Source organism: Bosea sp. BIWAKO-01 (genome assembly GCF_001748145.1).
Taxonomy (GTDB): domain Bacteria; phylum Pseudomonadota; class Alphaproteobacteria; order Rhizobiales; family Beijerinckiaceae; genus Allobosea.
This window is the reverse complement of record NZ_BCQA01000001.1, coordinates 1,547,501-1,572,665: the sequence shown is the minus strand read 5'-3', so window position 1 is coordinate 1,572,665 and position 25,165 is coordinate 1,547,501. Positions and strand designations below refer to the sequence as shown.

Genomic DNA, 25,165 nt, shown 5'->3' with positions numbered 1-25,165 from the left:
ATAGCCTATGTGCAAGCTGATACTCGCCTCGCCATGAGCGCGCCCACGCGGCAGGACAGCCCTGGCGGGCTGGTTGAGACCGACCAACGCTCCCGTGAGATTTTCCGGCAGATCGTCGATGGCTATCTCGCGACCGGCGAGCCCGTCGGCTCGCGCAACATCGCGCGGCTGCTGCCGGTGGCCCTGTCGCCGGCAACTGTACGCAATGTGATGACCGACCTCGAAATGGCCGGACTGATCTACGCGCCGCATACCTCGGCCGGGCGGTTGCCGACGGAGCGCGGATTGCGTTTCTTCGTTGACGCCATGATGGAAGTCGGCAACCTGACCTCCGACGAGCGCGCCCGCATCGAGGCGCAGATGCGGGCGGCGGCCTCGACCCGGACGCTGGACGGCGCGCTGACCGAGGCGTCTGCACTGCTGTCGGGCCTGTCGCGAGGGGCCGGTGTTGTCGTGACCACCAAGGCCAATTCGCGGCTCAAACATATCGAGTTTGTTCGGCTGGAGCCGGCGCGTGCGCTTGTCGTGCTCGTGGCGGAGGACGGCGCGGTCGAAAACCGCCTGCTTGCGCTGCCGCCGGGCTTGCCCGCCTCGGCCCTGACGGAGGCCGCGAATTTTCTCAACGCCCGTGTCCTCGGCAAGACTTTGAGCGAACTCCGCCGCGAGATCGCGGATGATCGCGCCACGATGGAGCGCGAACTCGATGCGTTGACGGCGAAACTTGTCGAAAGCGGCATCGCCACCTCATCCGGTCCGAGCAGCGATCGCCATCTGATCGTGCGTGGCCAGGCCAATCTGCTGGAGGATCTCAAGGCCCAGGAGGATCTCGAGCGTATCCGGCTGCTCTTCGGGGACCTCGAGACGCAGACCGACGTGATCGACTTGCTGTCCCGCGCCGAGGCCGGCGACGGCGTGCGCATTTTCATCGGCTCCGAAAACAAGCTGTTCTCGATGTCCGGCTCCTCGATGATCGCCGCCCCTTTCCATGATGCCGAGCAGCGTATCGTCGGCGTCGTCGGCATCATCGGCCCGACACGGCTGAACTATGCCCGTATCGTGCCGATGGTGGACTACACTGCCAAGGTCGTGGGGCGGCTTCTGGATGGTGCGCGGTGAAGCACGTCTTACGAGCGGGACTGATTCTGGTGCTGGGAGTTTTTGCGATGGCGGCGATGGGGCAGAACGGACAGGCGAGCCTCCTCGATGCGGCCGCCGCCGGCAGGACTGCTGAGGTCTCCCGGCTGATCGCGGCCGGGGCCGATCTCGAGGCTCGCGATGCGCAGGGGCGCTCGCCGTTGTTGCTCGCCGTGGCTGGCAATCATGTCGCGATCGCGAAGGCACTGCTTGCGGCGGGCGCCAACATCAATGCGCAGGCCGCCGATCGCGACACACCCTGGTTGCTCGCCGGTGCCGCTGGTCGCGCCGAGATCGTCGCTGCGATGATCCCGCTGAAGCCCGACCTGACGATCCGCAACCGCTATGGCGGCAACGCCCTGATCCCGGCCTGCGAGCGCGCTCATGTCGAGACGGTCAAGCTGCTCCTGAGCAGCGGCATCGACCTGGACCACGTCAACGATCTCGGTTGGACCTGCCTGCTCGAGATCGTCATCCTGGGCGATGGCGGGCCGCGGCATCAGGAGGTTGCAAAGCTTGTGCTCGATGCCGGCGCCGATCCCAGTCTTGCCGACAAGGATGGCCTTTCACCGCTCGCCCATGCCCGCCAGCGCGGACAGCGGGCCGTCGCGGCGTTGATCGAGAAGGCCGGCGGCCGCTGAACGATTCCAGCCCGCGGGTCATGACCTGCTCGCTGGCGTGAAGCTCGCTCGCTTCGAGTTGCCTCGGACCGAAACTGCTCCTCCGATCGGTCAGGTGGACCGCCATCCCGCGCTCCATGACGTCGCCGGCCCCGAATTTCGCAGTGGCCAGGAGGCCGCTCAAGCATCCCGATTTGGCATCGACGCATTCTGGCGTTACCTCTGCCGCCAAAGCGACCCAGGTGCGCTCCAGACCACAAGGCCAAAGACATGACCGACACGCTCCCCGACCGTCTCTCCGTCAACCCGGACAGCCCCTTTTACGACGCCGAGGTGCTGGCGAAGGATATCGGAATCCGCTTCAAGGGCACCGAGAAGACCAATGTCGAGGAGTATTGCGTCAGCGAGGGCTGGATCAAGGTGGCGGCCGGCGCCGCCAAGGACCGCTTCGGCAGGCCGATGACGATCACGCTCAAGGGGCCGGTCGAGCCATACTATCGCAAGGCGGAGTAAGGCTCAGGTCTTCACGGACGCCGCGACTGTGCCCAGCCGAAGCAGAAGACGGCGAATAGCCCGAGCCCGGCGCGGATGGCGTGAAGCTCGCCCCAACGCTGAATGAGATGGCGGCTCGCGGCGCTGGCTTGCGCCGCGGCCATGGCCTGCAGTTCCGTGTTGATCGGTGCGATGACCAGTAGCGTGAACGGCAGATTGGCCAAGATCGCGAACATGCCGATCAGCCAGGCGGGGTTACGGGCGGAGCGCCAGGACAGACCGGCGCAGAGCGTCGTGATCACGACCAGCGTCGCCTGCATCCGCGTCGCCGGGCCGATGGCCGCTTGCCATTGCCGCAGAAGCGCCCCGTCGTCGAGCGACAGCCGCGCCGGCTGCTCGGCGGCGAGGATGTAGATCGCTGCGCCAGTGAACAGCGCCGCCAGTGCCAATGTGATCGGTCCCATGCTTCGGGCGATCGCGGATTGCGGAATGAGGTCGGTCCCTTGGGGCATCGTCACCTCCCGATTTTGAACAGCATGCTATATATCATTGCATAGCATGCTGTTCAATTGATATCTCGACCCGGCAGGGGGATGCGATCGTGACGACCTTCAAGACTCATTCGGCCGGCTATCTCGCCAACCACATGGCGCGGCTTTTCGCCAAGGCCCTGGCTGAATCCATCCGGCCGCTCGGGCTTGCGCCGGCGCAGTTCATGGTCCTGCTCGAACTCTGGCGTGAAGACGGCGTCACGCAGAAGCACTTGGTTGAACGGCTCGATGTCGAGCAGGCGACGATGGCCAGCACGCTTGCGCGCATGGAGCGCGACGGTTTCATCGAGCGCAGGCCCGACCCTGCCGATGCCCGCGCCCGTATCATTCATCTGACAGGGCGGGCCCGGGAATTGGAGCAGGCTGCGCTTGCGGAGGCACGGCAGGTCAACCGGCGGGCGCTGGCCGGCTTCCCGGAGGAGGAGGCGGAGCAGCTGCTCGCTGGCATGCGCCGCGTCATTTCCTCACTCTCCGACAAGCCGGCCGAGCCCGGTCTGCCGGTCAGCCCCAATCCGGTGGATTAGGCGAGTGACTTGAAGAAGAAGGTCGAGCCGCAATCGCTGCCATCGGGCATCAGCGCATAGCGCGGGATGGTGCCGATCTCGGTCCAGCCCAGCCGGTTATAAAGCCGCCGCGCCGGGCCAGCCTCGTCCGTGTCGAGGCAGAGCAGCGTCCGTCCGGCCGCCAACGCCTCGGCCTCCGCCGCCAGCATCAGTGCTTCGCCGATACCCTGCCGGCGCGCTGAGGAATGCACCAGGACCTTGGCAATATCGGCTCGGTGCGGCTGGTTCGGCTTGCCGGCCGGGTGGACCTGCGCGGTGCCGACGATCTCGTTGCCCTGCCGTGCGACCAGAAGCAGGATCTGCCCGGTTTCGACGCCGGCTGCGACACCTGTCCAATAGGCCTTGAAATCGGCCTCGGTATTCTCCGCCATGAAGCCGACAGAGGCGCCGTTCGCGACGGAATCCCGAATGATGCCCGTGAGCGCAGGGATGGCGTTGCGCGCACCAGCGGCATCGAGACGCGTGATAGAGGCCATATCAACGAGCTGCGTCGTCATCGTGGTCTTTCCTGGGATAAGCCGTCTGCCGTCATCAGCACGACGGCGTAGCGGGCCGGCTCCGGGCCGGGATTGTGATAGGTGATCGGCCCGTCGAGCAGCATGTGGATGCAGTCGCCGCTCCGCAGTCGATGGCTGGCGCCGCCAAAGCTGAGCTCGATCTCTCCGGCGAGCAGCCAGACCTGCTGGTCGAGGCGGTGCAGCATGCGCGGTCCGTCGAGCAGGACGCGTGCTCCGGGTGGCAGCGTCACGTCGACGATCTCGACCGGCGAGCCGATGCCCGGCGACGAGACATTGCGCCGCACATAGCCCGTGCCAGGGTCGAGCCAGACCGGCTGATCGACCAGGCGCGCGACCGGGCCGGCATGGCGCTCCTCATGGAACAGGGACGACAAGGTCACGCCGAGTCCGGCGGTCAATCGGTCGAGCAAGGCTGCCGTCGGGCTCGATTCGCCCCGTTCGATTCGCGAAATCATCGCGCGGCTGACGCCGGTGCGCTCGGCAAGCACGTCGAGCGTCAGATCTCGCCGTTGGCGGGCCGACTTCAGGCGTGTCGCGAGGCGTTTGTCGATGTCTCTCTCGAGAGGGTGATCCATTTTAGTAGAGAAAATCTAATATAGTAGAATGTCAAGCGCCATCATGCTGCGCAGAAGCAAGGCACCTGCCACAAACCCTTGGCCCCGTGCGGCTTCACTGCTATTGCGCGCCCATGAGCACGCGCAGTTTCGACAACATCCGCAATTTCTCGATTGTGGCCCATATCGACCACGGCAAGTCGACCCTTGCCGACCGGCTGATCCAGCAGACCGGCACGGTCGCGGCCCGCGACATGAGCGAGCAGATCCTCGACTCGATGGATATCGAGAAGGAGCGCGGCATCACCATCAAGGCGCAGACTGTCCGGCTCGATTATCGTGCCCAGGACGGCAAGGATTACATCCTCAACCTGATGGACACGCCCGGCCACGTCGACTTCGCCTATGAGGTCTCGCGCTCGCTGGCCGCCTGCGAAGGCTCGCTGCTGGTCGTCGACGCCTCTCAGGGCGTCGAGGCGCAGACACTCGCCAACGTCTATCAGGCGCTCGATGCGGGCCACGAGATTGTCACGGTCCTCAACAAGATCGACCTGCCGGCCGCCGAGCCCGAGCGCATCAAGCAGCAGATCGAGGACGTGATCGGCCTCGATGCCTCGGAAGCCGTGCCGATCTCGGCCAAGACCGGTCTCAATATCGAAGGCGTGCTGGAAGCTATCGTCCAGAAACTGCCGGCGCCGAAGGGTAATCTCGAAGCGCCGCTGAAGGCGCTGCTGGTCGATTCCTGGTACGACGCCTATCTCGGCGTCGTCGTGCTCGTCCGCATCATCGACGGCGTGCTCAAGAAGGGCATGACCATCCGCATGATGCGGGCCAATGCCGCCTATGGCGTCGACCGTGTCGGCGTATTCAAGCCGAAGATGCTGGAAGTGAAGGAACTCGGCCCCGGCGAGGTTGGCTTCTTCACCGCCTCGATCAAGGAAGTCGCCGATACCGCCGTCGGCGACACCATCACCGACGACCGCAAGCCGATTGCCGAGCCGCTGCCGGGCTTCAAGCCGGTGCAGCCGGTGGTGTTCTGCGGCATTTTCCCGGTCGATGCGGCCGATTTCGAGGTGCTCCGCTCGGCAATGTCGAAGCTGCGCCTGAACGACGCCTCGTTCTCCTACGAGATGGAGACCTCGGCGGCGCTCGGCTTCGGCTTCCGTTGCGGCTTCCTCGGACTGCTGCATCTCGAGATCATCCAGGAGCGGCTTGAGCGCGAGTTCAATCTCAACCTGATCTCGACCGCGCCGTCCGTGGTCTATCATCTCAGGCTGCGGGACGGGACGACGCTCGAGCTGCACAATCCGGCGGACATGCCGGATGTGATGAAAATCGAGGCGATCGAGGAACCCTGGATCCGCGCCACCATCTTCACGCCGGACGAATATCTCGGCTCGGTGCTGAAGCTCTGCCAGGATCGGCGCGGCCTGCAAATCGACCTGAGCTATGTCGGCTCGCGGGCCAAGGTCGTCTATGACCTGCCGCTGAACGAGGTGGTGTTCGATTTCTACGACCGCTTGAAGTCGATCTCGAAGGGCTACGCCTCCTTCGACTACGCCATCACCGACTATCGCGAGGGCGACCTCGTGCGCATGTCGATCCTGGTCAATGCCGAGCCGGTCGACGCGCTCTCGATGCTGGTCCACCGGACCCGCGCCGAGGCTCGCGGCCGCGCCATGTGCGAGAAGCTCAAGGAACTGATCCCGCCGCACATGTTCCAGATTCCGGTCCAGGCCGCGATCGGCGGCAAGATCATCGCCCGCGAGACCATCCGGGCGCTGCGCAAGGACGTGACCGCCAAGTGCTATGGCGGCGACGCCACCCGCAAGCGCAAGCTTCTGGAGAAGCAAAAGGAAGGCAAGAAGAAGATGCGGCAGTTCGGCAAGGTCGAAATCCCGCAGGAAGCCTTTATCGCTGCATTGAAGATGGATTCCTGAGCGGAGCCCAGGCTCCTCTCTCTATCGCCAAGGTCATCCCGGGGCCGGCTTCGTTCGCCCGGGATGCAAGCCCCGGGCGGTCCCGACTACGCCAGAACGGCCTGACGCGTCTCGGCGTCGATCAGGAAAGCTGCAATCGCTGCAACCAGCAGCAATGCGGCAAACAGTGCGATTGCAGTGGCAAAACTCTGCGCAATCACGAGCGCTACCGCCGATGGTGCGAGCAGGCCGCCGAGCCGCGCCATGGCGCCGGCAACCCCCATGCCCGTGCCGCGGAGTTCTGTCGGATAGAGCTCGGGCGTAAAGGCGTAGAGGGCACCCCAGGTGCCGAGCAGCGCAAAGCTCATCAGCAGGATCGATGCGCCGATCATTGTTGAGCTGCCGGCGCCGACAAACAGGGCGCAGCCTGCCGCGCTGAGCAGCAGGAATCCGATCAGGGTCGGTCGCCGGCCCCATGTCTCGACGCCATAGGCGGCCAGCGCATAGCCAGGCAGCTGGGCCAGCGCGACGATGACGAGGAAGCCGTAGCCGCGGACGAAGCCGAAACCCTCGCCGGCGAGCTTGGCCGGCATCCAGGTGAAGACGCCGTAATAGGAGACCGAGACAAGGAACCAGATTCCGAGGATCAGCAGGGTGCGCCGGCGCAGATCGGGCGCGAGCAGTCCGGAAGACGTCGCCGCCGGCGGCAGGGTGATTGCCGAATCGGACGGGAGTTCGGCTTTCCCGTTGGCGCGCAGCATCTGGTTGAGCACGCGCTTGGCATCTTCCGCTCGCCCTTCCTTCAGCAGGTACAGGGGTGATTCCGGCACCCAGAAGCGCAGCCATATGCCGACCAGCGCGGGCAGCGCCGTCGCAGCAAAAATCCAGCGCCACGCGTCAGCGATCCCGGCGATGCTCGCTGCCCAGGCGGCCAGGGCGACAGCGATCGTGCCGACCGCCCAGAAACCCTCCAGCATGACCAGCCAACGCCCGCGATTCCTGGGCGGCAGGAACTCCGCCATCATCGCGTAATCGACGGGCAGCGTGCCGCCGACTGCGATGCCGGTCAGGAAGCGTAGCGCGAGAAGGGCTGCAAAGGACGGGGCGAAGACCGAGAGCAGCCCGAACACCGCATCGCAGGCGACCGTGATCAGGAGCACGCGACGGCGGCCATAGCGATCGGCGAGGCGCCCAAACAACGCGGCGCCGATCAGCATGCCGAGGAAGAACAGCGTTCCGGTCTGCAGGGCCTGTGGCACGCTGAGCCCGAAGGTCGCAGCGATCGAGGCGGCGGTGAAACCAACCGCCAGCACCTGCATGGCATCAGCCGCCCAGACGAGGCCAAAGATCCCGAGCAGCCGACGCTGGAACGGGCCGGTGCCGGCGGTGGACAGAACGCTCTCGACAGGAATGCTCATGGCGTGGCGAACTTTCTTCGAGGCGCCTGCGGGCTGTTCTGGTCTTCGTCGCGTGGTGGGTTCGGGGCGGGCTCTGCGCTAGATCTGGACGCCGAGACCACGCAGTGTCGCCCGCAGGTCGATCGGCTCGACGAAATGCACGGCCTGCATGCCGACATGACGGGCGCCCTCGATATTCTTGGCGCTGTCGTCGATGAAGATGCAGGAATCCGCGGCGAGGCCGTAGCGCTCCAGCAGCACGTGATAGATCGCAGGATCCGGCTTGATCAGCCGCTCATGTGCCGAGACCACGACGCCGTCGAAGGAGCCCAGGAAGGGAAAGCGGGCGACGCTCTCATCCCATTTCTCGCGCGAGAAATTGGTGATCGCATAGACTTTCTCACCCTTGGCCTTCAGGTCCGAGAGGACCGCGACGCTTTCGGCGATCTCGCCGGACACCGTCTCGTGCCAGCGTTCGTCGAAGGCCCTGATCTCGCGCTCCCATTCGGGATGCGCGGAGACCCGTTCGGCGACGGCTTCCGCCCAGGATCGGCCGCGATCCTGCTCGAGGTTCCAGGCCGAGGTGCAGATATTCTGCATGAACCAGTCCATGCGCGCTTCATCAGGGATCAGCTCGCGGTAGAGATGGCGTGGATCCCAACGGATCAGGACGTTGCCGACATCGAAAACAACGGTGGGGCTTGTCGAAGGCATGGCCGGTCCATTCTGAATGCGTGGCAGGTCGCAGAAGGCTCACGTCCTTGTGTGCAGACGTGCGAGACAGAGGCAAGGCCTCTCGCGTATTCGGGATAGCGATGGTGGAGATCGGTATGAAGGCATGGTTGCCGTGGCTGGACCGGCAGGGGCGCTTCTCGGGGCTGCGCGCTGCGACTTTCGCACTGGTCCTGGTGCCGGCGCTCTGGCTCGCCTTCGACGCGTGGACCGGTCAGCTCGGCTCGAAGCCCTGGACACGGGCGGTGCATGATACCGGCACCTGGGCGCTCAGGCTGTTGCTGGTTACCCTTGCCGTCTCGCCGCTGCGCCGGCTTCTCGACTGGAGCAAGCTCATCGGCATCCGCCGCATGCTGGGTCTCTCCGTGCTGGCCTATGCGCTCGCCCATCTCGCGCTCTATTGCATCGATCTCGGATTTGACGCCGGGCTTATCGTCTCCGAAATCGTCAAGCGCTTCTATCTCGTCGTCGGCATCACGGCGCTGACCGGGCTGGTCGCACTCGGTGTAACCTCGACCGATGGCATGATCCGCCGGCTGGGTTCCGCACGCTGGCAACAGCTGCATAACCTCGTCTACGCCCTCGCCGCGCTGGGGCTGCTGCACTTTGCTCTGCAGTCGAAGATCGACGTCACCCAGCCGGCGCTGATGACCGGGCTCTTCGCCCTGCTGATGCTCTACCGGCTGCTGCCGCGATTCGGCGTGATGCTCGATACGCCCCGGCTGGTCCTGACGGCGCTCGCGGCCGGTCTTCTGACTGCGCTCTGCGAGACGGCCTGGTATGCGTTGGCGACCGGTGCCTCGGCCTGGTTGGTGTTCCAGGCCAATGCCGATGTCGTCGTCTACGGTGATCTCGAGGCCCTCAGGCCCGGGCATTGGGTCGCGCTGGCGGGGCTTCTCGTCGCCTTCGCCCATTACTGGCGTGCGCCTGCGGCGCGGCAGGTCGAGCGGCGTGCGCGTCGCAGGGAAGGGCTTTCCGCGCAAACGGGGGCCTAAGAGCAAATCATTCCAAACTGATGGTTGGCAGCCCGCAGGCGAGGCTCTAACCCTATGGCATGCCTGACGATCCGAACGCCCAACCCACCGCCGACGTAGCCGCAGCCGATGTTGCCGCGACGGGGGATGGGGCGGTCGATGAGGGGCTGTCTTCGCCATTCGTGCCTCTGCGCCAGCCGATCTTCCGGGCTGTGTGGTTCGCAAGCCTCGCCTCCAATTTCGGCGGGATGATCCAGTCGGTCGGCGCAGCCTGGCTCATGACCTCGATCGCCAGTTCTGCCGATATGGTTGCGCTGGTGCAGGCCTCGACGACCTTGCCGATCATGATGTTCTCGCTGGCGGCGGGTGCGATCTCCGACAATTTCGACCGGCGCAAGATCATGCTGACGGCGCAGGGCTTCATGTTTACGGTCTCCGTGGCTCTCGCCGTCTCGGCCTGGTTCGGCGTGATCACCCCCTGGCTGCTGCTCGGCCTGACCTTCCTGATTGGCTGCGGCACGGCCTTGAATGGGCCCGCCTGGCAATCTTCGGTCGGCGAGATGGTGCCGCGTCGCGATCTGCCGGCCGCGATCACACTGAACAGCGTCGGTTTCAACATTGCCCGCAGCGTCGGGCCGGCGCTGGGCGGCTTCATCGTTGCGGCAGCGGGCGTTGTCGCCTCCTTCACGGTGAATGCACTGAGCTATATCGGGCTCGTCACCGTATTGGCACGCTGGAACCCTCCAAAGATCGAGCGCGTGCTGCCACGCGAGACGCTCGGCATCGCGATGAGCGCCGGCATCCGCTATGTCGCGATGTCGCCAAACATCCGCTCGGTGCTGCTGCGCGGTGCGGCCTTCGGATTCGGCGCCATTGCGGTTCAGGCGCTGCTGCCGCTGGTGGCGCGCGATCTCGTCAAGGGCGGGCCTTTGACCTTCGGCCTGCTGCTCGGTGCGTTCGGAGCAGGAGCGGTCGGGGGGGCTTTGCTGAGCGCGCGCGTACGCCGGGCGCTCACGACGGAAACGCTGGTGCGCGCCTCATTTGCCGCCTTCTCGGCAGCGGTCATCCTTGCGGGGCTGAGCGTTTATACCGTGACGACCATGGCGGCCCTGCTCATCGCCGGAGCAAGCTGGGTCCTTGCACTCTCGACCTTCAACGCGACCGTGCAGCTCTCGGCGCCGCGCTGGGTCGTCGGCCGGGCACTTGCGCTCTACCAGATGGCGACCTTTGGTGGGATGGCGCTCGGCAGCTGGGTCTGGGGTTACATCGCCCTGCATTTCGGCACCGACCGCGCTCTGCACTGCGCAGGTGCTGTTCTGCTTGTCGGAGCCGCACTGGGGCTGCGCTATGCGCTGCCGCCGCTCGAGCAGCTCAATCTCGACCCGCTCAGCCGCTGGCAGGTTCCGAAGGTGGCCGTCGACATTGAGCCACGCAGCGGCCCGATCATCGTCACCATCGAGTACATCATTCGCGAGGAGGACATCGTCCCCTTCCTGAACGTGATGGCCGAACGCCGCCGCATCCGCCGCCGCGATGGTGCCAGGCACTGGGCGTTGCTGCGCGACCTGACCGATCCGCGGCTCTGGATCGAGCGCTATGACAGTCCGACCTGGGTCGAATATATCCGCCAGAACCAGCGCGTCACCCAGGCCGATGCGATGATCGGCGACAGGGTACGGGCCCTGCATCAGGGGCCCAACCCGCCCGTGGTGCACCGTGTCATCGAACGACAGACCGGCTCGCTGCCCTTCGCCCAGCCGCAGCCCGTGCCGGATGCGGCGACCCCCGCGACCGATCCCAGGATCGGCTAGGGCGGGAAATTCGACGATGGCCTTCGGGGTTGCGGAGGTGTGCAAGCGGCCCTCTGGCGAAGCCGGGGAGGCTTCCCCTTACAGCCAGCCGAAACGCTTGAAGCGCATGTAGAGCGCGGTGCAGAACGCCGCGATGAGCCCGAGCACGATGAAATAGCCGTACTGGGTCTTGAGCTCCGGCATATGCTCGAAGTTCATGCCATAGATCCCGGCAACCGCGGTCGGGACCGCGAGGATGGCGGCCCAGGCCGCGAGTTGCCTGGTGATGACGCCCTGGCGCTGCTGTTCCAGCAGATGACTCGCCTCGAAGACGGAGGTCAGGATGTCGCGCAGGCTCCCGACCATGGCTTCGGCACGCCGCGCATGGTCCCAGACGTCATTGAAATAGGGCTTCGCTTCGGCATCGATGCAGGGCAGATCCAGATGCACCAGCTTGCGGCAGAGCTCGGACATCGGTCCGAGCACCCGCTGGAAGCGGATGAGCTGGCGGCGCAGTCCGAAGATGCGCGGCACGTCGACCTGGCCGAACTCGCTGGCGAGCATCTCCCGTTCCATCTCGAGGACATCCTCCTCGATCGTCTCCACGATCGGGAAATAGCCATCGACGATGAAGTCCAGCACGCCGTGCAGGACATAATCGACGCCGTAGCGCATCTGCGCGGTTGCGGCCTCGAGTTGGCTGCGCAGCTCCGTATGGGCACGTGCGGAACCGTGGCGAACCGTGATGATGTGGTGCTTGCCGACGAAGATCGCCGTCTCGCCATAGGCGATCTGGTCATCCTCGAGATGCGCCGTGCGCGCCACGATGAAAAGCTGGTCGCCATAGATGTCGACCTTGGGCATCTGATGCGCCTTGAGCGCATCCTCGACTGCGAGGGGATGCAGGCCGTAGCTGGTCTGGAGCGTGCGCAGCTCGTCTTCGGTCGGTTCGAGCAGGCCGATCCAGACGAAGTCGGATTGCTCCTGGGCACAGGCAGACGGTTGGTCGAGCGCAACGGTCCCGACCCGTATCCCATCGACATAGCGGCAGGCGGCAACGACACTCACGACAGGCACGCTCCTGGCATCTCGGGGCCGGCCGGAAACCGTACGGTCTGCCCAAAGCGGCAGCCGCCAAGATTAGCACAGCGGCGCTGGAAAAACCGAGACTCCCAAGCCTCTCAGCTCGGATCGTAGCGCGTGAGGAGCCCTGCGATCAGCCGAAGACCCACAGGCCCGCCAGGCCCGCAGCGCCGACGATGATGCGCCACCAGGCAAAGAGCCCAAAGCCACGGCGCGAGACGTAGTCGAGGAAGGTCTTGACCACGAGCAGCGCCGCGAAGAAGGCCGCGACGAAGCCGGCCACGATCAGCATGGAGTCGTCGAAGGTCAGGGTCTTGTAGCTCTTCAGGAGATCATAGGCGAAGGCGCCCGCCATGGTCGGCATGGCGAGGAAGAACGAGAACTCCGCCGCTGCCCGTTTGCTCGCGCCGAGCAGCATGGCGCCGACGATCGTCGAACCCGAGCGCGATACGCCCGGAATCATCGCCAGGCACTGGATGAAACCGATCTTGAGATACATTGGCAGCGGGAAGGTGGTCGCGTCGGTGTGCTTCACCTCGAGCTCGAGTTCGTCGACGACGAGCAGCACGAGCCCGCCAGCGATCAGGGCGCAGCAGACCAGGAAGGGGTTGAACAGAACGCCCTTGATGAAGCCATGCAGCAAGGCGCCGATTACCGCTGCCGGCAGGAAGGCGACGAGCACGCCGATGACGAAGCGCCGTGCCGCTGGATCCGTCCGCAGCCGCAGCGCAATGTCGAGCAGCCGCCGGAAATAGACCAGCAGGATGGCAAGGATCGCGCCGAGCTGGATCAGGACCTCGAAGGTCTTGCCGTTCGATTCGAAGCCGAGAAAGTGACCGAGCAGCAGGAGATGGCCAGTGGAGGAAACTGGCAGGAATTCGGTCAGACCCTCGACGATGCCGAGCACGATCGCTTCGAACAGGTTTTGCATGACTGTTTCCCAGGAAGCCTCAGATCGCCGCCGCGGCAGAGGTAAACCGTACCCCTCTATGGAACCAAGCTCTTTGCCAATTGGTTACCACTTCGCCAAGCCAATGCCCTGGATTCGTGGCTTCCCATGGGCAGCGGGTTGTGAGGGGGCGTAGCCGAGACTATAGCAAATGCGCGGCGCATAGCCCGATGCCTCCCCCTTCGACAGCCCTGCTTCGGCCGCATCCATCTGTTTCAAGAGTGCAATGGCGTCCCTTCATCACTATCCGTTATGCCCGCATTCGCGCTTCATCCGGCTCGTCCTTGGCGAGTTCGGGCAGGACGCGAAGCTGATCGAGGAGCGCGTCTGGGAGCGCCGGCGCGAGTTTCTGGAACTCAACACAGCTGGCACGACACCGGTTTTTCGCGAGGAGAACGGCTTTGCCGTCCCGGGCGCCGGACCGATCTCGGAATATCTCGACGAGACCCGCGGGCTGGCGCTGGGCCCCCGGCGTCTGTTGCCGGAAGGGACGGCCGAGCGCGTCGAGGTTCGTCGTCTGCTCGACTGGTTCAATCTCAAATTCGATACCGAGATCACCAGTCCGCTGGTGCTCGAAAAGGTCATGAAGCGCTTCATGAGCCGGGATGAGGGCGGTGGTCCGCCGGAAATGAGCGCCATCCGCGCCGCACGCGCCAATGTGCGCTATCATTTGCGCTATATCGCCTGGCTGACAGCCAAACGGAACTGGCTCGCAGGCAGTGCGCTGAGCTATGCCGATCTCGCCGCGGCCGCGCATCTCTCTTGCGTCGACTATCTCGGCGATGTGCCCTGGGAAGAGGACGAGGCCGCGCGCGCATGGTACGCGAGGATCAAATCCCGGCCGAGCTTCCGGCCGCTGTTGAGCGACCGGGTGCCGGGCATGGCGCCGAGCGCCCATTACGACAATCTGGACTTCTGAACGGCGAGAAGCTCAAGCGCGCGGTGCTGGAGCGCGCGAGCGCCGAAGGCTTCGTGGTCGCCCGCATCGCCTCCGCCAGTGCGATCCCCGAGGCGCCCGAACGGCTCAGGGCGTGGCTGGCGGCCGGACACCATGGCGATATGGCTTGGCTGACCGAGCGCAGGGACGAACGCGCTGATCCGCGCCGGCTCTGGAGCGAGGTGCGCAGCGTCGTGATGCTCGGTGTGAGCTATGCGGGCGAGGGCGATCCGCTCGCCATCCTCGGCCAGCCCGACAAGGCTGCGATTTCGCTCTATGCTCGCAGGCGCGACTATCACGATGTCATCAAGGGCCGGCTGAAGTGCGTCGCCGGGCTGCTGGCGGCCCGCGGCGGGGCGGATGTGAAGGTCTTCGTCGATACCGCGCCGGTGATGGAAAAGCCGCTGGCGCAGGCTGCGGGGCTCGGTTGGCAGGGCAAGCATACCGTGTTGGTCTCACGCGAGCACGGCTCCTGGCTCTTTCTCGGCGCGATCTACACTACGGCCGAACTGCCGGTCGATGGGCCGGAACGCGACCATTGCGGTTCCTGCCGGCGTTGTCTCGATATCTGTCCGACCGCCGCCTTCCCCGCACCCTATCAGCTCGATGCGCGCCGCTGCATCGCCTATCTCACCATCGAGCATCAGGGTCATATCGACGCCGCCTTGCGGCCCGGCATCGGCAACCGCGTCTTCGGCTGCGATGATTGCCTGGCCGTCTGTCCCTGGAACAAGTTCGCCGAGGCGGCGCACGAGACCCGCCTTGCCCTGAAGGACGAGCTTGAGGCATTGCCCTTGGCCGATCTCGCGGCTCTCGACGACCCATCCTTCCGCCAGCTCTTTGCCGGCACGCCGGTCAAGCGCACGGGCCGCGACCGCTTCATCCGCAATGTGCTGATCGCCATCGGCAATAGCGGCCGGCCGGATCTTGCCGCGAGCGCTGAGCAGCTGATTGCGGATGCTTCGCCGCTGGTGCGCGCCATGGCCGCCTGGGCCTTGATCAGGCTCGCGCCCGAGCGCGCGCGCGACCTTGCCGAGGCCGCGCTGTCCGGCGAAGCAGATCCTGACGTCCGCCAGGAATGGCTTGCCTTTCTCTCCACTCCGGAACCCGTCGCATGAAGCTTGTCATTCTCGGTCTCGGCTACTCCGCCGGGTTTTTCGCGCGTGCGGCGCAAGCGGAGGGCTGGGAGGTCACCGGCACGGTCCGATCGGCTGAGAAGGCGGGGCGTCTCAGTCGCGAGGGCTTGCATACGCTGGTCTATGACGGTTTTGCCGTATCGCGCCCCTTGGCCCAGGCCGTCGCCGAGGCTGACGCGGTCCTCGTCTCGGTCCAGCCCGATGACGAGGGCGATCCGGTGCTGAACGGACTCGGCGAGGCACTGGCTGCTGCACCGAACCTGCGCTGGATAGGCTATCTCTCGACCATCGGAGTTTATGGCGACCATGGCGGTGCCTGGATCGATGAAGGCGCCGAATGCCGGCCGACGAGCCGGCGCTCGAAGCAGCGCCTCGAAATCGACGAAGCCTGGCTTGCCCTGGGCGAGCGCAGTGGCAAGCCGGTGCAGGTATTCAGGCTCTCCGGGATTTACGGTCCCGGGCGCAATGCCATCACCAAGCTGCGCGCCGGCACCGCCAACCGCCTGATCAAGCCCGGCCAGGTCTTCAATCGCATCCATGTCGACGATATTGCCGGCATCCTGCTGGCTTCGCTTGCCAGGCCACGAGCGGGCGCGGTCTACAACGTCACCGACAACGAGCCGGCGCCGCCACAGGACGTGATCACGCTTGCCGCCGAACTGACGGGGCAGGCCCCGCCCCCCGAAGTCCCGTTCGATCCGGCAAAGCTCTCGCCCATGGCTGCGAGCTTCTATGGGGAGAACAAGCGGGTCTCGAACGCGCTGGTGACGCGCGAACTGCGTTATGAGCTGCGCTACCCCACTTACAGGGAGGCGCTGCGGGCGCTGGCGTCAGCAGGCGAGTGAGCGTTGCTCAAGCCGCGTAGCGCTGCCCTTCGTCGCCGAGATAGTCGACATAGCGCCGGTCGATCGCCGAGACCGGCACGATGACCAGCACATCGGTGGTGCCGAACTGCTTGTCGACGACCGCTCCGGAGCCGAAGCGGGCGCCGAGCCTGAGATATCCCTTGATCAGCGGCGGCAGCAACTTCAGCGCCGCCTTGGCATCGACCTGTTCGATCGGCAGCCGGTCCATCGCAATATGACGTTCCGGGCGCGCCGCGGCGGACCACTCGCCCTCGGCGCGCGCATGGTGATGCAGGAAGCTCAAGGGCAGCGCCAGCGCATCCGGGTCGGTGCCGTCAAAACTGGCGCAGCCGAACATCGCATCGATGCGATGGTGCCGGACATAGGCCCAGATGCCGTGCCAGAGCAGCTCCACCGTCTTCTTGGTGCGATAGGGCTTGAGCACGCAGGAGCGGCCGAGTTCGAGGAAGCGCAGGCCGCGATGGCGCTCGATCATTCCAGAAAGATCGAATTCCGATTGGGTGTAGAAGCCGCCGAGCCGCAGGGCTGAACCTTCGCGCATCAAGCGATAGGTGCCGACGACTTTCGGTTTCAGACCGCCGAACCGGCCGCGCGCCGCATGGTCGATGACGAGGAGATGGTCGCACGCCGTGTCATAGCGATCCGCATCGCGGCGGAACATGCGGGCGACGACATCCGGCTTTGCCGACATCTCCTGGTAAAACACCCGATAGCGCAGTCGCTGCGCGCGCCAGATCTCGCGCGGGCCGCGCGCCAGCCGCACTTCCAGCGAGCCGGAGCGGCCGAGCGTTTCGCCCAGGTGATCCTGCTTCCTACCGAAGCGGCGCACGGTGTCGCCGGTGATCAGCATGAGTGGGGAGAAGCGCGACAAGAGAGGGTGGCCCGCTGGCAGCTGATTTGCCGGCTGTCGGAGGCCGCGCAACATGTCGAAGGCCATTGTCCGTCTCGTCCCTGTGCCGTCGAATCTGCAGTTCGTCAGGCTAGTACCGATGTTCCTACGGGATCGCGACAGAACTGCGTCAGACTTGTGACTGTCCGTCAAGCGCGGAGTGTGACGCGGGGCGCCCCGGCGACACGCGCGATCCAGGCGCGAAGCGCCTCTCGGGCCAGTGGTTTAGCCAGGCAATCATTCATTCCGGCGGCCAGTGCGGCTTGCCGATCCTCCTCGGCGACATTGGCGGTGACCGCGACAATGGGTAGCAAGTTTGGCCGGCCGAGCGAGGCCTCCAGGGCGCGAATCCGGCGAGCGGCTTCCAGTCCGTCAAGCTCCGGCATCCGGATGTCGAGCAGAATGAGATCGAAGGGTGCGCGCTTGCCCGTGAGCCCGGCCTCGATGAGAGCGACCGCTTCCCGCCCGTCCCGAGCCCAGACGGCCGTGCAGCCGAGGCGTTCGAGGGTCCGTGTCACGAGCAGCCCGTTGATATCGTTATCCTCGGCGATCAAGACCGTCAGTTGAGGCGGACCGGGGTCCTTGGTCTGGATCGTGGTCACGCCCCGGGGCGGCAGAGTCTCGCGCCGCTGCCGAGCGGGCGGTGCAAGTCGCTCGTAGAGCGAGCGGGCGCGGACCGGTTTGACGAGAAAGCCGGTGAACCCACCAGCGAGCGGTGAACCGAATTGGCGACGCTCAAAGGGAGACATCAGGATCAGGCACTCGCCGACACCGGCCTGCCGGGCGGCGGCAGCGACGGCGCGTGCTTCATCGACCCCGATGGCCTGGTCTATCAGGGCGGCATCGAAACGCTGTGCTCCAGCGAGCAGCGCGAGCGCTTCTGTCACATTCTGGGCGCGCATGACCGATGCGCCGGCGATCTCCATGGTTTCAGCGAGATAGTCCGGGCCAAACGGCGCGGCGGATGCGATCATGATCAGCTTGCCGCGCCACTCCGGCAGCACTGTCATCCGCACCCCTGCGCCGCCCTCCGGAAGCGGCAATGTAACGCGGAAGATCGCGCCCGACCCCGGGGCATTCTCTGCCGTGACCGAACCACCCATCAAGGTCACGAGCCGGCGCACGATCGCGAGCCCGAGACCGGTGCCGTCATGGCGACGGGCCGCAGAGCTGTCGGCCTGTTCGAATTCCTCGAAGATCGCCTGCAATCGCCCTGGCGGAACGCCGGGTCCGGTATCGGAGACGCTGATGGCGATGGCGTCGCCCGCGCGCGCGACGCGAATGCCGACACCGCCGCTCTCGGTGAACTTGATGGCGTTGCCGACGAGGTTGAGCAGGATCTGGCGCAGCCGGTCGCGGTCTCCGATCCAGTGCGAGGCGAGATCCGGCGCGAGGAAGGTCGCAATCTCGAGCCCCTTGGCCTGGGCGCGTGGCGCCATCAATTCGCTGACCGTCTCGACCAATTGGCCGAGATCGAAGCGCTCCTCGGCGAGTTCCAGCCTGCCGGCCTCCACCTTGGCGAAGTCGAGGATGTCGTCGACGAGGCCGAGCAGGGCTTCGCCCGAGGTCCTGAGTGCCCGGACATAGGTGGTCTGCTCCGGGTCGAGCCTGGTGTCGTTCAGGAGGTCGGCCATGCCGAGAATCCCGTTGAGCGGCGTCCGGAACTCGTGGCTGACGGTTGCAAGGAAACGCGATTTTGCCTCGTTGGCGGTTTCGGCGCGGCTGCGCGCCTCCTCCAGCGCCTGCTCGCCGGCGATCCGGGCGGAGATATCGCGGCCGACACGCTGCAGCACGGTCTTGCCGAGGGCGACCGGCACGATGGTCTCGACCCAGGAGATCCAACGCTCGCCTCCCTCCGGCGAAGCAATGCATTCGTCGAAGATCCGCGTGCCATCGGTCAGCGCCTGCGCAGGTCGGCTCTCGATGACGCGCGGTGCCGTGCGGCTGCCGATGATCTCGGCCTCGTTCGCTCCGAGAAGGGCGGCATAGGCCGCATTTGCGTAGACGATGCTGCCTTCGTTCCGGCGGACGATCAGATCGCCCTGGGCCTCGATCAGGCTGCGATAGCGCTCTTCGCTGTCTGCCAGCGCCCAGAGACGATCGGTCAGCTTCTCCAGATCCTGGGTCATGTCTAGCGCTTGCTCCACGACGCGATTGCGTGCGCGTAGCTGCATCACCGCGGCAACGCCGGCCAAAACGGTCAGCAGGCTGGCGAGAACAGCCCAAATCACTGGGAAAGATGGAATCTCCATGATGTCAGTCTAGTATTCGTCCCCTTGAGAAAACGTTCGCGCGCGAACGCTGCTTTCGCGATCGTTTGAATGATTTCGTTAACCTGGCGGCACGGATGCGGCACGCTCCGACATTACGCGGCCTGCGCCACTTGATCGATGCGTGATCGGTAGGATAACGCTTCGGCGAGATGGATCCGGCCGACCTTCGCCTCGCCGTCGAGATCGGCCAGTGTGCGCGCGACTTTCAGCACACGATGGTAGCCGCGCGCTGTCAGCCTAAGGGCCTCGGCGGCGTCGCGCAGGAGCGAAATGCCGGCATTGTCCGGGCGGGCGATCTGGTCGAGCACTGGCGCGGGGCAGGCGGCATTGGTCGCGACCTCGGAGAGGCCGAGCGCTTCGAAGCGCGCAGTCTGCACCTGGCGCGCCACGGCGACCCGGGCCGCGACCTCGGCGGAGCCTTCGCAGTCGGCCGGTAGAAACAGGTCCGTTGCGGTTACGGCCGGCACATCGATGACGATGTCGATGCGGTCGAGCATCGGACCTGAGATCCGGGTCTGATACTGCGCCATGCAGCGCTCGTTCGGCTGCCGCCGGCAGGTATAGCCGGGCTCAGTTGCCTTGCCGCACCGGCACGGGTTCATCGCGGCGACGAGTTGGAAACGCGCGGGATAGATGGCGCGGTGATTGGCCCGCGAGATCAGCACCTCGCCGGTCTCCATCGGCTGGCGCAGCGCGTCGAGGGCCTGAGCCTGGAACTCCGGCAGTTCGTCGAGGAAGAGCACGCCGTGATGGGCGAGCGAAACCTCGCCGGGCTTGGCCTGCAGGCCGCCGCCGACGAGTGCCGCCATCGAGGCCGAATGATGCGGCGCGCGAAAGGGGCGGCGATCGGTCAGCGCTCCCTCTGCGAGATGCCCGGCGACGGAATGCACCATCGAGACCTCGAGCAGTTCGCGCGGCGAAAGCGGCGGCAGGATCGAGGGCAGGCGGCTCGCCAGCATCGATTTACCGGCACCGGGAGGCCCGTTCATCAGGAGATTTTGGCCGCCGGCGGCGGCGATCTCCAGCACGCGGCGCGCGCTTTCCTGGCCGCGAATATCGGCGAGATCGGGCAGGGGCCCGGATTGCCGGGCGATCGACGGCACCGGCCGGGCCATCACCTGCGTACCTTTGAAATGGTTGGCGAGTTGGATCAGCGAGCGCGGATTGAGGATATCGACATCGGCGGCAGCCCAGGCGGCCTCCGGCCCGCAGGCGGCGGGGCAGATCAGCCCTTGTCCGCGGGCATAGGCGGCTATCGCGGCTGGCAGCACGCCTGCGACGGAGGTGATGGAGCCGTCGAGCGCGAGCTCGCCGAGGACGGTATAGCCGGCGAGGGCATCGGCAGGGATCGCGCCGATGGCGGCCATGACGGCAAGTGCGATCGGCAGATCGTAATGGCTGCCTTCTTTGGGGAGGTCGGCCGGCGCGAGATTGACCGTGATGCGCTTGGCCGGCAGCGCCAGACCAGATGCGATCAGTGCGGCACGCACTCGCTCGCGGCTTTCCGCCACTGCCTTGTCCGGCAAGCCGACCAGAAGGAAGGCGACACCGCCCGGCGTGACCTGCACCTGCACGTCGACGGCGCGCGCCTCGATGCCCTCGAACGCAACCGTCGCGACCCGCGTGACCATCGGTGCCTCCCCGTTCCCTTAGGGGAGGCTAGCGAATGCTCAGCCGACTGGCAAGAACATATCAGGAACTCAGGCGGGCGCCATGCTGGCCCGTCGCGCCACCACCTGACGCAGCAGGACGGGGGCGGCGATGACGCGGCCCGCCAGGAGGCTGGCCGGAGTGGCCGGGATCATCGGCAGGGCGACGGTGCCCACGACAACGCCCTTTCCCAACCAGCCGGCGAAGCGGCCGATTGGGGATCAGCGGCTCCGGGGTGAACGCCCGGACGAAAGGGAGGAGAAGGGCCCTCGGCTTACTTCAGCAAGCCGGATTCCTTGTAGAATCTCTCGGCACCGGGGTGCAGCGGCACGCCCAGCAGGCCCGATAGCGCGGTCTCCTTGCGGATCAGTCTGCCCTTGGCATGGCCGGCATCGAGCGCGGCGCGGGTCTTGTCGCTCCACAGCGCCTTGGTCACGGCATAGACGGTATCTGCAGAAACCTTGGCGGAGGTCACCCAATGTGCGCCGACAGCGACGGTCTTGACCGCGCCGACATTCTTATAGGTCCCGGCCGGGATTTCGTCGGCAGTGAAGAAGGGAAACTCCTTGAAGAGCTTCTCGATCTGCGGTCCGGAGATCGGCAGGATCTCGATGCCAGAGTTGGTCGAGGCCAGTTCCGAGATCGCCGCAGCGGGGAAGCCGCCGGTGAAGAAGAATGCATCGACCGAGCCGTCCTTCATCTTCTCGGCGGCCTGGTTCGGCCTCAGGAATTCCATCGAGATATCGCTCCCGGCAAGTCCGAAGGCGTTGAGGATCGCCTTGGCGTTGAGCAACGTGCCGGAACCCGGCTCGTCGAAGGAGATCGTCTTGCCCCTGAGATCGGCGACGCTTTTGATATTCGAGGCCTTGCGAACGACGAGATGGACCGACTCGGGGTAGAGGTTGGCAATCGAGCGCAGATCCGCGACCTTCGGCTTGCCCTCATAGACGCCGGTGGCGGAATAGGCCCAATAAGCGACATCGGCCTGGACGAAGCCGGATTCGGCGGTACCCCCGATGATCGCGTTGATATTGGCGACCGAGCCGTTGCTGGCGACAGCGGTTGCGACCAGTTGCGGGGGGGCCGAGATCGCGTGCGCGATCAAGCTGCCGATCGGATAATAGGTGCCGGCGGTGCTTCCCGTGGCGATGCGAAAAAAGGCCGGCGCCTGGGCGAGGGCGAGACCTGCAGCCAGCGCGACGCCGCCGAGCACGACACCTGCGGCTGCAAGCTTCGATCTGAAAGCCATGGTCATGTCACGGAATCTCCTATGAATCGGGCAGTGTTCGCAGCTTTTGCCGGCTGATCAAGTGCACGGCGGGCAATCCCGGCGCGTTTCATGTGCGGGGCACGCCGGTGGTTATTTCGGGGCAGGGGCCTGCCCGGCATCAGCGCGCAGCGCGGCCCGTGTCGGTGTCCGATTGCGCCGCCCGCCTTGCCCTGCGCCATGATGCGAAGAAGCCCCGGAAGCGAGCCTGCGGGGCCTTCGTATCGGTTCGGGGCTGGGCGCGATCACGCGTCGACGCCGACGCCGATCTGGCAGGCGACGCCGGTGCCGCCGAGGCCGCAATAGCCTGCGGGATTCTTGGCGAGGTATTGCTGATGGTAGTCCTCGGCGAAATAGAAGGCGGGCGCGTCGAGGATTTCCGTGCTGATCGGACCATAGCCGCGCGAGGCGAGGGCGCTCTGGTAGTCTGCCTTGCTGCGTTCGGCAGCCAGCTTCTGTGCCTCGTCGAAGACATAGATGCCGGAGCGGTATTGGGTGCCGACATCATTGCCCTGCCGCATGCCTTGCGTCGGGTCGTGATTCTCCCAGAAGGTCTTGAGCAAGGCTTCGTAGGAGAGCTTGGCCGGGTCGAAGACCACGAGCACGACTTCGTTATGCCCGGTCAGCCCGCTGCACACCTCTTCATAGCTCGGATTGGGCGTAATGCCTCCGGCATAGCCGACTGCGGTGACCCAGATGCCGTGCTCGATCTGCCAGAACTTGCGTTCAGCCCCCCAGAAACAGCCGAGGCCGAACAGGGCCTTCTGCATCCCGGCGGGATAGGGGCCCTGCAACGGGCGGTCGTTCAGGAAATGGCGCTCGGCTGTCGGGATCGGCTCGGACCGGCCGGGCAGGGCCTCATCCGGGCTGGGCAGGGTCGTCTTCTTGCGCAGGGAGAACATGATGGGCTCCATCCTCTAACAGTTGCGCCCAAGATAAGCATGGCGCCGCCGGCCCGACAGGCACCCGTCCTGCATGGCCCTTCACCGTCGCGTGACGATACCGACCTGCGGCGCGGGCCTCGCGCCGAGCCAGAGCAGGAGGAAGCCGAGCACCAGCGCGACCAGCGCGACGGGCGACCGCATCAGCGAGAGCAGCATCGGGTCCCAGAGCAGCGGATGGAGGTTGCGCTCGATCGCCGGCTGCAGCAGCGGATAGCGCGTCGGCAGCAGAACGAGGAGGATTTCGCTGAGCGGCGTGAACTGAAGCGAGGAATTGGCGATCGAACGCGCGCCGTCGATGACCAGCGCCACGAATCCGCTGGCAACAGCAAGATAACCCAGCAAACGGATGAAAAAACGCAGCATCCCGCCCCATTCCCCGCACGCGCCCTTCGCATCCGATGTGCCCATTCGGGCACGGCTTTGCAACCTTGTCCGACGCTCTCCACGCAAGAATGCGAAAAGCGCGTTTCAGGCCTTGAAAGAAGCCGGCTCGGCGGTCATAAGCAGCCCGCCGGACAGGTGGCCGAGTGGTTGAAGGCGCACGCCTGGAAAGTGTGTATACGGGAAACCGTATCGCGGGTTCGAATCCCGCCCTGTCCGCCATTTCAAAACAGAATCGCCCACGTCGATCGTGGTCGATTTTACGCCGGATCCTGCGGCAAAGGGATCTGAGCAGATTCCCCTTCGATGCCGTGATCCGCATCTGGCTTCCCGTGACCTCGACAGATTGGGTCGGCACGGCTCTCACCTGATCCCGGATCGCCTCGGGGTCGGTGATGTGGCCCGTCAGCGCCGGACCGTCCCGAAGAGCTCCACCCGATTCAACGGGGCGGCTCGCTGGCGTCAATGACGCCAATGTGCCGCAGCGAAACGGCAGCGAGGATGGCGAGGACGGAAACCCCCACGGCACTGAACATGGCTGCGGTGCTGAATCCTGCTGTGAACGCGGCCTGCGCCTCTTCCATCAGGCCGGCAGGCAGTTGCGACGCAACCGAGGATGCCGCCCACAAGCTGTCGCCGACGGCCTCATGCGCTTCATGACCGAGATGATCGGGCATCCGGCCGAGCATGGCTCGGCGATAGATGGCGGTGGCGAGGCTGCCAAGCACCGCAATGCCGAGCGATACGCCGAGGTCCTGCACCGTCTCGGACATTGCCGATGCCGAGCCTGCCTTGTCGGCGGGGGCCGATCCAACCACGAGATCCGTACCCAGTGCAGCTATGGTGCCAAGCCCGAGATAGGCCAACGAGAAGCCGGCGACGACAATGGTCACGTCGGAAGCGCTGTTATCCAGGCGGGTCAGCAGCAGATAGCCCACCACCGACAACCCCAACGCTCCGGCCACCACGAAGCCGGGGCGAACGCGCCGGGCAATCAGCGGTGCTGTGACGCCGGCCGCGACCATGGCAAGCGCGGGCGGCCCCATCCAGAGACCCGCGACTAGCGGAGAAAATCCGGCCACGAGCTGCAGATATTGCGTGACCAGCAGCATCGTGCCGCCGACCGCGACGAGGCCAAAGAGAAGTACGATCAGCGCCACGCTGGAAGCTCTGTTGGCAAATAGCGAGATGTCGAGCAGCGGATCGGCGAGGCGCTGCTGCCGGCGCACGAACAGCGTGGCGAAGGCAAGTCCCACCGCAATGGCGCCGACTGGATGAGGTCCGAAGCCATCCTTGGCGACCTGCTTGATGCCATAGACCGCAGGCAGCATGGCGGCGAGCGAAAGGCCGACGCTCGCAAGGTCCAGCCTGCTGCCATGTGGTGCGCGATACTCCGGCAGAAGGGCAGGTGCCAGCAGAAGCAGAAGGCCGACAACGGGCACGGCTATTAGAAAAGCTGCACCCCACCAGAAATGCTCCAGCAGCACGCCGCCCACAACCGGTCCCAGCGCCATGCCGAACGCGAACATGGTTGCCCAGATCCCAA

General features: G+C 65.5%; 25 protein-coding genes and 1 tRNA gene (1 of these 26 only partly in view). 11 read left to right on the top strand and 15 right to left on the bottom strand.

Going from position 1 to position 25,165, the window contains the following annotated elements; genetic code table 11:
• The first annotated feature begins 33 nt into the window (after positions 1-33).
• The 3 genes from hrcA (at position 34) to BIWAKO_RS07190 (ending at position 2,267) form a co-directional block, all read left to right on the top strand.
• On the top strand, positions 34-1,116 hold the full coding sequence (hrcA, locus tag BIWAKO_RS07200; RefSeq protein WP_069877954.1) for a heat-inducible transcriptional repressor HrcA: 1,083 nt from the start codon (positions 34-36) through the stop codon (positions 1,114-1,116).
• The gene (locus tag BIWAKO_RS07195; protein WP_244523371.1) at positions 1,113-1,775 is read left to right on the top strand and encodes an ankyrin repeat domain-containing protein; all 663 of its coding nucleotides are present in this window, start codon (positions 1,113-1,115) and stop codon (positions 1,773-1,775) included. Before hrcA ends, BIWAKO_RS07195 begins: the two co-directional genes overlap by 4 nt.
• 249 nt (positions 1,776-2,024) lie before the next feature.
• Positions 2,025-2,267 (top strand): DUF3297 family protein, encoded by a 243-nt coding sequence (locus tag BIWAKO_RS07190; RefSeq protein WP_069877953.1) that lies wholly within the window; start codon positions 2,025-2,027, stop codon positions 2,265-2,267.
• Between the two features lie 11 nt (positions 2,268-2,278).
• Here BIWAKO_RS07190 and BIWAKO_RS07185 read toward each other — a convergent pair whose 3' ends face one another.
• Positions 2,279-2,758, bottom strand: a complete 480-nt coding sequence (locus BIWAKO_RS07185; protein ID WP_244523370.1) for an anthrone oxygenase family protein — start codon at positions 2,756-2,758, stop codon at positions 2,279-2,281.
• An 89-nt stretch (positions 2,759-2,847) separates the two neighbouring features.
• Here BIWAKO_RS07185 and BIWAKO_RS07180 point away from each other — a divergent pair, with 89 nt between their 5' ends.
• Positions 2,848-3,321: a MarR family winged helix-turn-helix transcriptional regulator gene (locus tag BIWAKO_RS07180; protein ID WP_069877951.1), complete on the top strand. Its 474-nt coding sequence runs from the start codon at positions 2,848-2,850 to the stop codon at positions 3,319-3,321.
• Here BIWAKO_RS07180 and BIWAKO_RS07175 read toward each other — a convergent pair.
• Together BIWAKO_RS07175 and BIWAKO_RS07170 are read right to left on the bottom strand one after the other, a co-directional pair.
• Positions 3,318-3,857: a GNAT family N-acetyltransferase gene (locus BIWAKO_RS07175; RefSeq protein ID WP_371331861.1), complete on the bottom strand. Its 540-nt coding sequence runs from the start codon at positions 3,855-3,857 to the stop codon at positions 3,318-3,320. The two genes, BIWAKO_RS07180 and BIWAKO_RS07175, sit on opposite strands and share 4 nt — an antisense overlap.
• A complete protein-coding gene (locus BIWAKO_RS07170) occupies positions 3,854-4,453 on the bottom strand; it encodes a helix-turn-helix domain-containing protein (protein WP_069877950.1) in 600 nt (199 codons plus the stop codon). Before BIWAKO_RS07170 ends, BIWAKO_RS07175 begins: the two co-directional genes overlap by 4 nt.
• 113 nt (positions 4,454-4,566) lie before the next feature.
• Here BIWAKO_RS07170 and lepA point away from each other — a divergent pair, with 113 nt between their 5' ends.
• Positions 4,567-6,372, top strand: coding sequence for a translation elongation factor 4 (gene lepA / locus BIWAKO_RS07165; RefSeq protein ID WP_069877949.1), 1,806 nt, complete (start codon positions 4,567-4,569; stop codon positions 6,370-6,372).
• 86 nt (positions 6,373-6,458) lie between these two features.
• On the opposite strand, the gene BIWAKO_RS07160 is transcribed toward lepA, so the two are convergent.
• Positions 6,459-7,769, bottom strand: a complete 1,311-nt coding sequence (locus BIWAKO_RS07160; protein WP_069877948.1) for an MFS transporter — start codon at positions 7,767-7,769, stop codon at positions 6,459-6,461.
• A gap of 78 nt (positions 7,770-7,847) precedes the next feature.
• Positions 7,848-8,462, bottom strand: coding sequence for an HAD family hydrolase (locus tag BIWAKO_RS07155; RefSeq protein WP_069877947.1), 615 nt, complete (start codon positions 8,460-8,462; stop codon positions 7,848-7,850).
• Between the two features lie 116 nt (positions 8,463-8,578).
• Between BIWAKO_RS07155 and BIWAKO_RS07150 the strand changes: the two genes are divergently transcribed.
• Positions 8,579-9,475, top strand: coding sequence for a protein-methionine-sulfoxide reductase heme-binding subunit MsrQ (locus BIWAKO_RS07150; protein WP_074471658.1), 897 nt, complete (start codon positions 8,579-8,581; stop codon positions 9,473-9,475).
• A 59-nt stretch (positions 9,476-9,534) separates the two neighbouring features.
• A complete protein-coding gene (locus tag BIWAKO_RS07145; protein WP_084651201.1) occupies positions 9,535-11,265 on the top strand; it encodes an MFS transporter in 1,731 nt (576 codons plus the stop codon).
• A 78-nt stretch (positions 11,266-11,343) separates the two neighbouring features.
• Here the strand turns inward: BIWAKO_RS07145 and corA are convergent, their stop codons facing one another.
• Both corA and BIWAKO_RS07135 read right to left on the bottom strand, forming a co-directional pair.
• Entirely contained in the window at positions 11,344-12,312 is a 969-nt protein-coding gene (gene corA, locus BIWAKO_RS07140) for a magnesium/cobalt transporter CorA (protein ID WP_069877945.1), read from the bottom strand.
• A 148-nt stretch (positions 12,313-12,460) separates the two neighbouring features.
• Positions 12,461-13,258, bottom strand: coding sequence for an undecaprenyl-diphosphate phosphatase (locus BIWAKO_RS07135; protein ID WP_069877944.1), 798 nt, complete (start codon positions 13,256-13,258; stop codon positions 12,461-12,463).
• A 244-nt stretch (positions 13,259-13,502) separates the two neighbouring features.
• Here BIWAKO_RS07135 and BIWAKO_RS07130 point away from each other — a divergent pair, with 244 nt between their 5' ends.
• From BIWAKO_RS07130 to BIWAKO_RS07120, 3 genes are read left to right on the top strand one after another with little or no spacing between them, the layout of a single operon-like run.
• Positions 13,503-14,195 (top strand): glutathione S-transferase family protein, encoded by a 693-nt coding sequence (locus tag BIWAKO_RS07130; RefSeq protein WP_069877943.1) that lies wholly within the window; start codon positions 13,503-13,505, stop codon positions 14,193-14,195.
• A complete protein-coding gene (gene queG, locus BIWAKO_RS07125; RefSeq protein ID WP_084651200.1) occupies positions 14,093-15,331 on the top strand; it encodes a tRNA epoxyqueuosine(34) reductase QueG in 1,239 nt (412 codons plus the stop codon). The genes BIWAKO_RS07130 and queG overlap by 103 nt, the downstream gene beginning before the upstream one ends.
• A complete protein-coding gene (locus tag BIWAKO_RS07120; RefSeq protein WP_069877942.1) occupies positions 15,328-16,194 on the top strand; it encodes an SDR family oxidoreductase in 867 nt (288 codons plus the stop codon). The genes queG and BIWAKO_RS07120 overlap by 4 nt, the downstream gene beginning before the upstream one ends.
• Positions 16,195-16,201: 7 nt before the next feature.
• On the opposite strand, the gene olsB is transcribed toward BIWAKO_RS07120, so the two are convergent.
• The 7 genes from olsB to BIWAKO_RS07090 all read right to left on the bottom strand — a co-directional run bounded on the left by olsB (position 16,202) and on the right by BIWAKO_RS07090 (position 23,601).
• Positions 16,202-17,065: a l-ornithine N(alpha)-acyltransferase gene (gene olsB, locus BIWAKO_RS07115; RefSeq protein ID WP_244523625.1), complete on the bottom strand. Its 864-nt coding sequence runs from the start codon at positions 17,063-17,065 to the stop codon at positions 16,202-16,204.
• Positions 17,066-17,253: 188 nt separating this feature from the next.
• Positions 17,254-19,335, bottom strand: a complete 2,082-nt coding sequence (locus BIWAKO_RS07110) for an ATP-binding protein (protein WP_244523369.1) — start codon at positions 19,333-19,335, stop codon at positions 17,254-17,256.
• Positions 19,336-19,469: 134 nt separating this feature from the next.
• Positions 19,470-21,008, bottom strand: a complete 1,539-nt coding sequence (locus tag BIWAKO_RS07105; protein ID WP_069877939.1) for a YifB family Mg chelatase-like AAA ATPase — start codon at positions 21,006-21,008, stop codon at positions 19,470-19,472.
• A 69-nt stretch (positions 21,009-21,077) separates the two neighbouring features.
• Complete coding sequence (locus BIWAKO_RS37090; protein WP_274533577.1) at positions 21,078-21,203, bottom strand: hypothetical protein; 126 nt, start codon at positions 21,201-21,203, stop codon at positions 21,078-21,080.
• Positions 21,204-21,301: 98 nt separating this feature from the next.
• A complete protein-coding gene (locus BIWAKO_RS07100; protein ID WP_069882242.1) occupies positions 21,302-22,276 on the bottom strand; it encodes a TAXI family TRAP transporter solute-binding subunit in 975 nt (324 codons plus the stop codon).
• Between the two features lie 263 nt (positions 22,277-22,539).
• A complete protein-coding gene (msrA, locus tag BIWAKO_RS07095; protein ID WP_069882241.1) occupies positions 22,540-23,196 on the bottom strand; it encodes a peptide-methionine (S)-S-oxide reductase MsrA in 657 nt (218 codons plus the stop codon).
• 81 nt (positions 23,197-23,277) lie between these two features.
• Positions 23,278-23,601: a hypothetical protein gene (locus BIWAKO_RS07090; RefSeq protein WP_069877938.1), complete on the bottom strand. Its 324-nt coding sequence runs from the start codon at positions 23,599-23,601 to the stop codon at positions 23,278-23,280.
• Between the two features lie 150 nt (positions 23,602-23,751).
• On the opposite strand from BIWAKO_RS07090, the gene BIWAKO_RS07085 reads away from it, so the two are divergent.
• Positions 23,752-23,841: transfer RNA gene (locus BIWAKO_RS07085), tRNA-Ser, on the top strand.
• 218 nt (positions 23,842-24,059) lie between these two features.
• Here BIWAKO_RS07085 and BIWAKO_RS07080 read toward each other — a convergent pair.
• On the bottom strand, positions 24,060-25,165 hold the 3' portion of the coding sequence (locus BIWAKO_RS07080; protein ID WP_069877937.1) for an MFS transporter. Its footprint extends 475 nt past the window's final position; the window shows 1,106 of its 1,581 coding nt (coding positions 476-1,581); its start codon lies beyond the right edge, outside the window — the gene reads right to left on this strand; its stop codon occupies positions 24,060-24,062.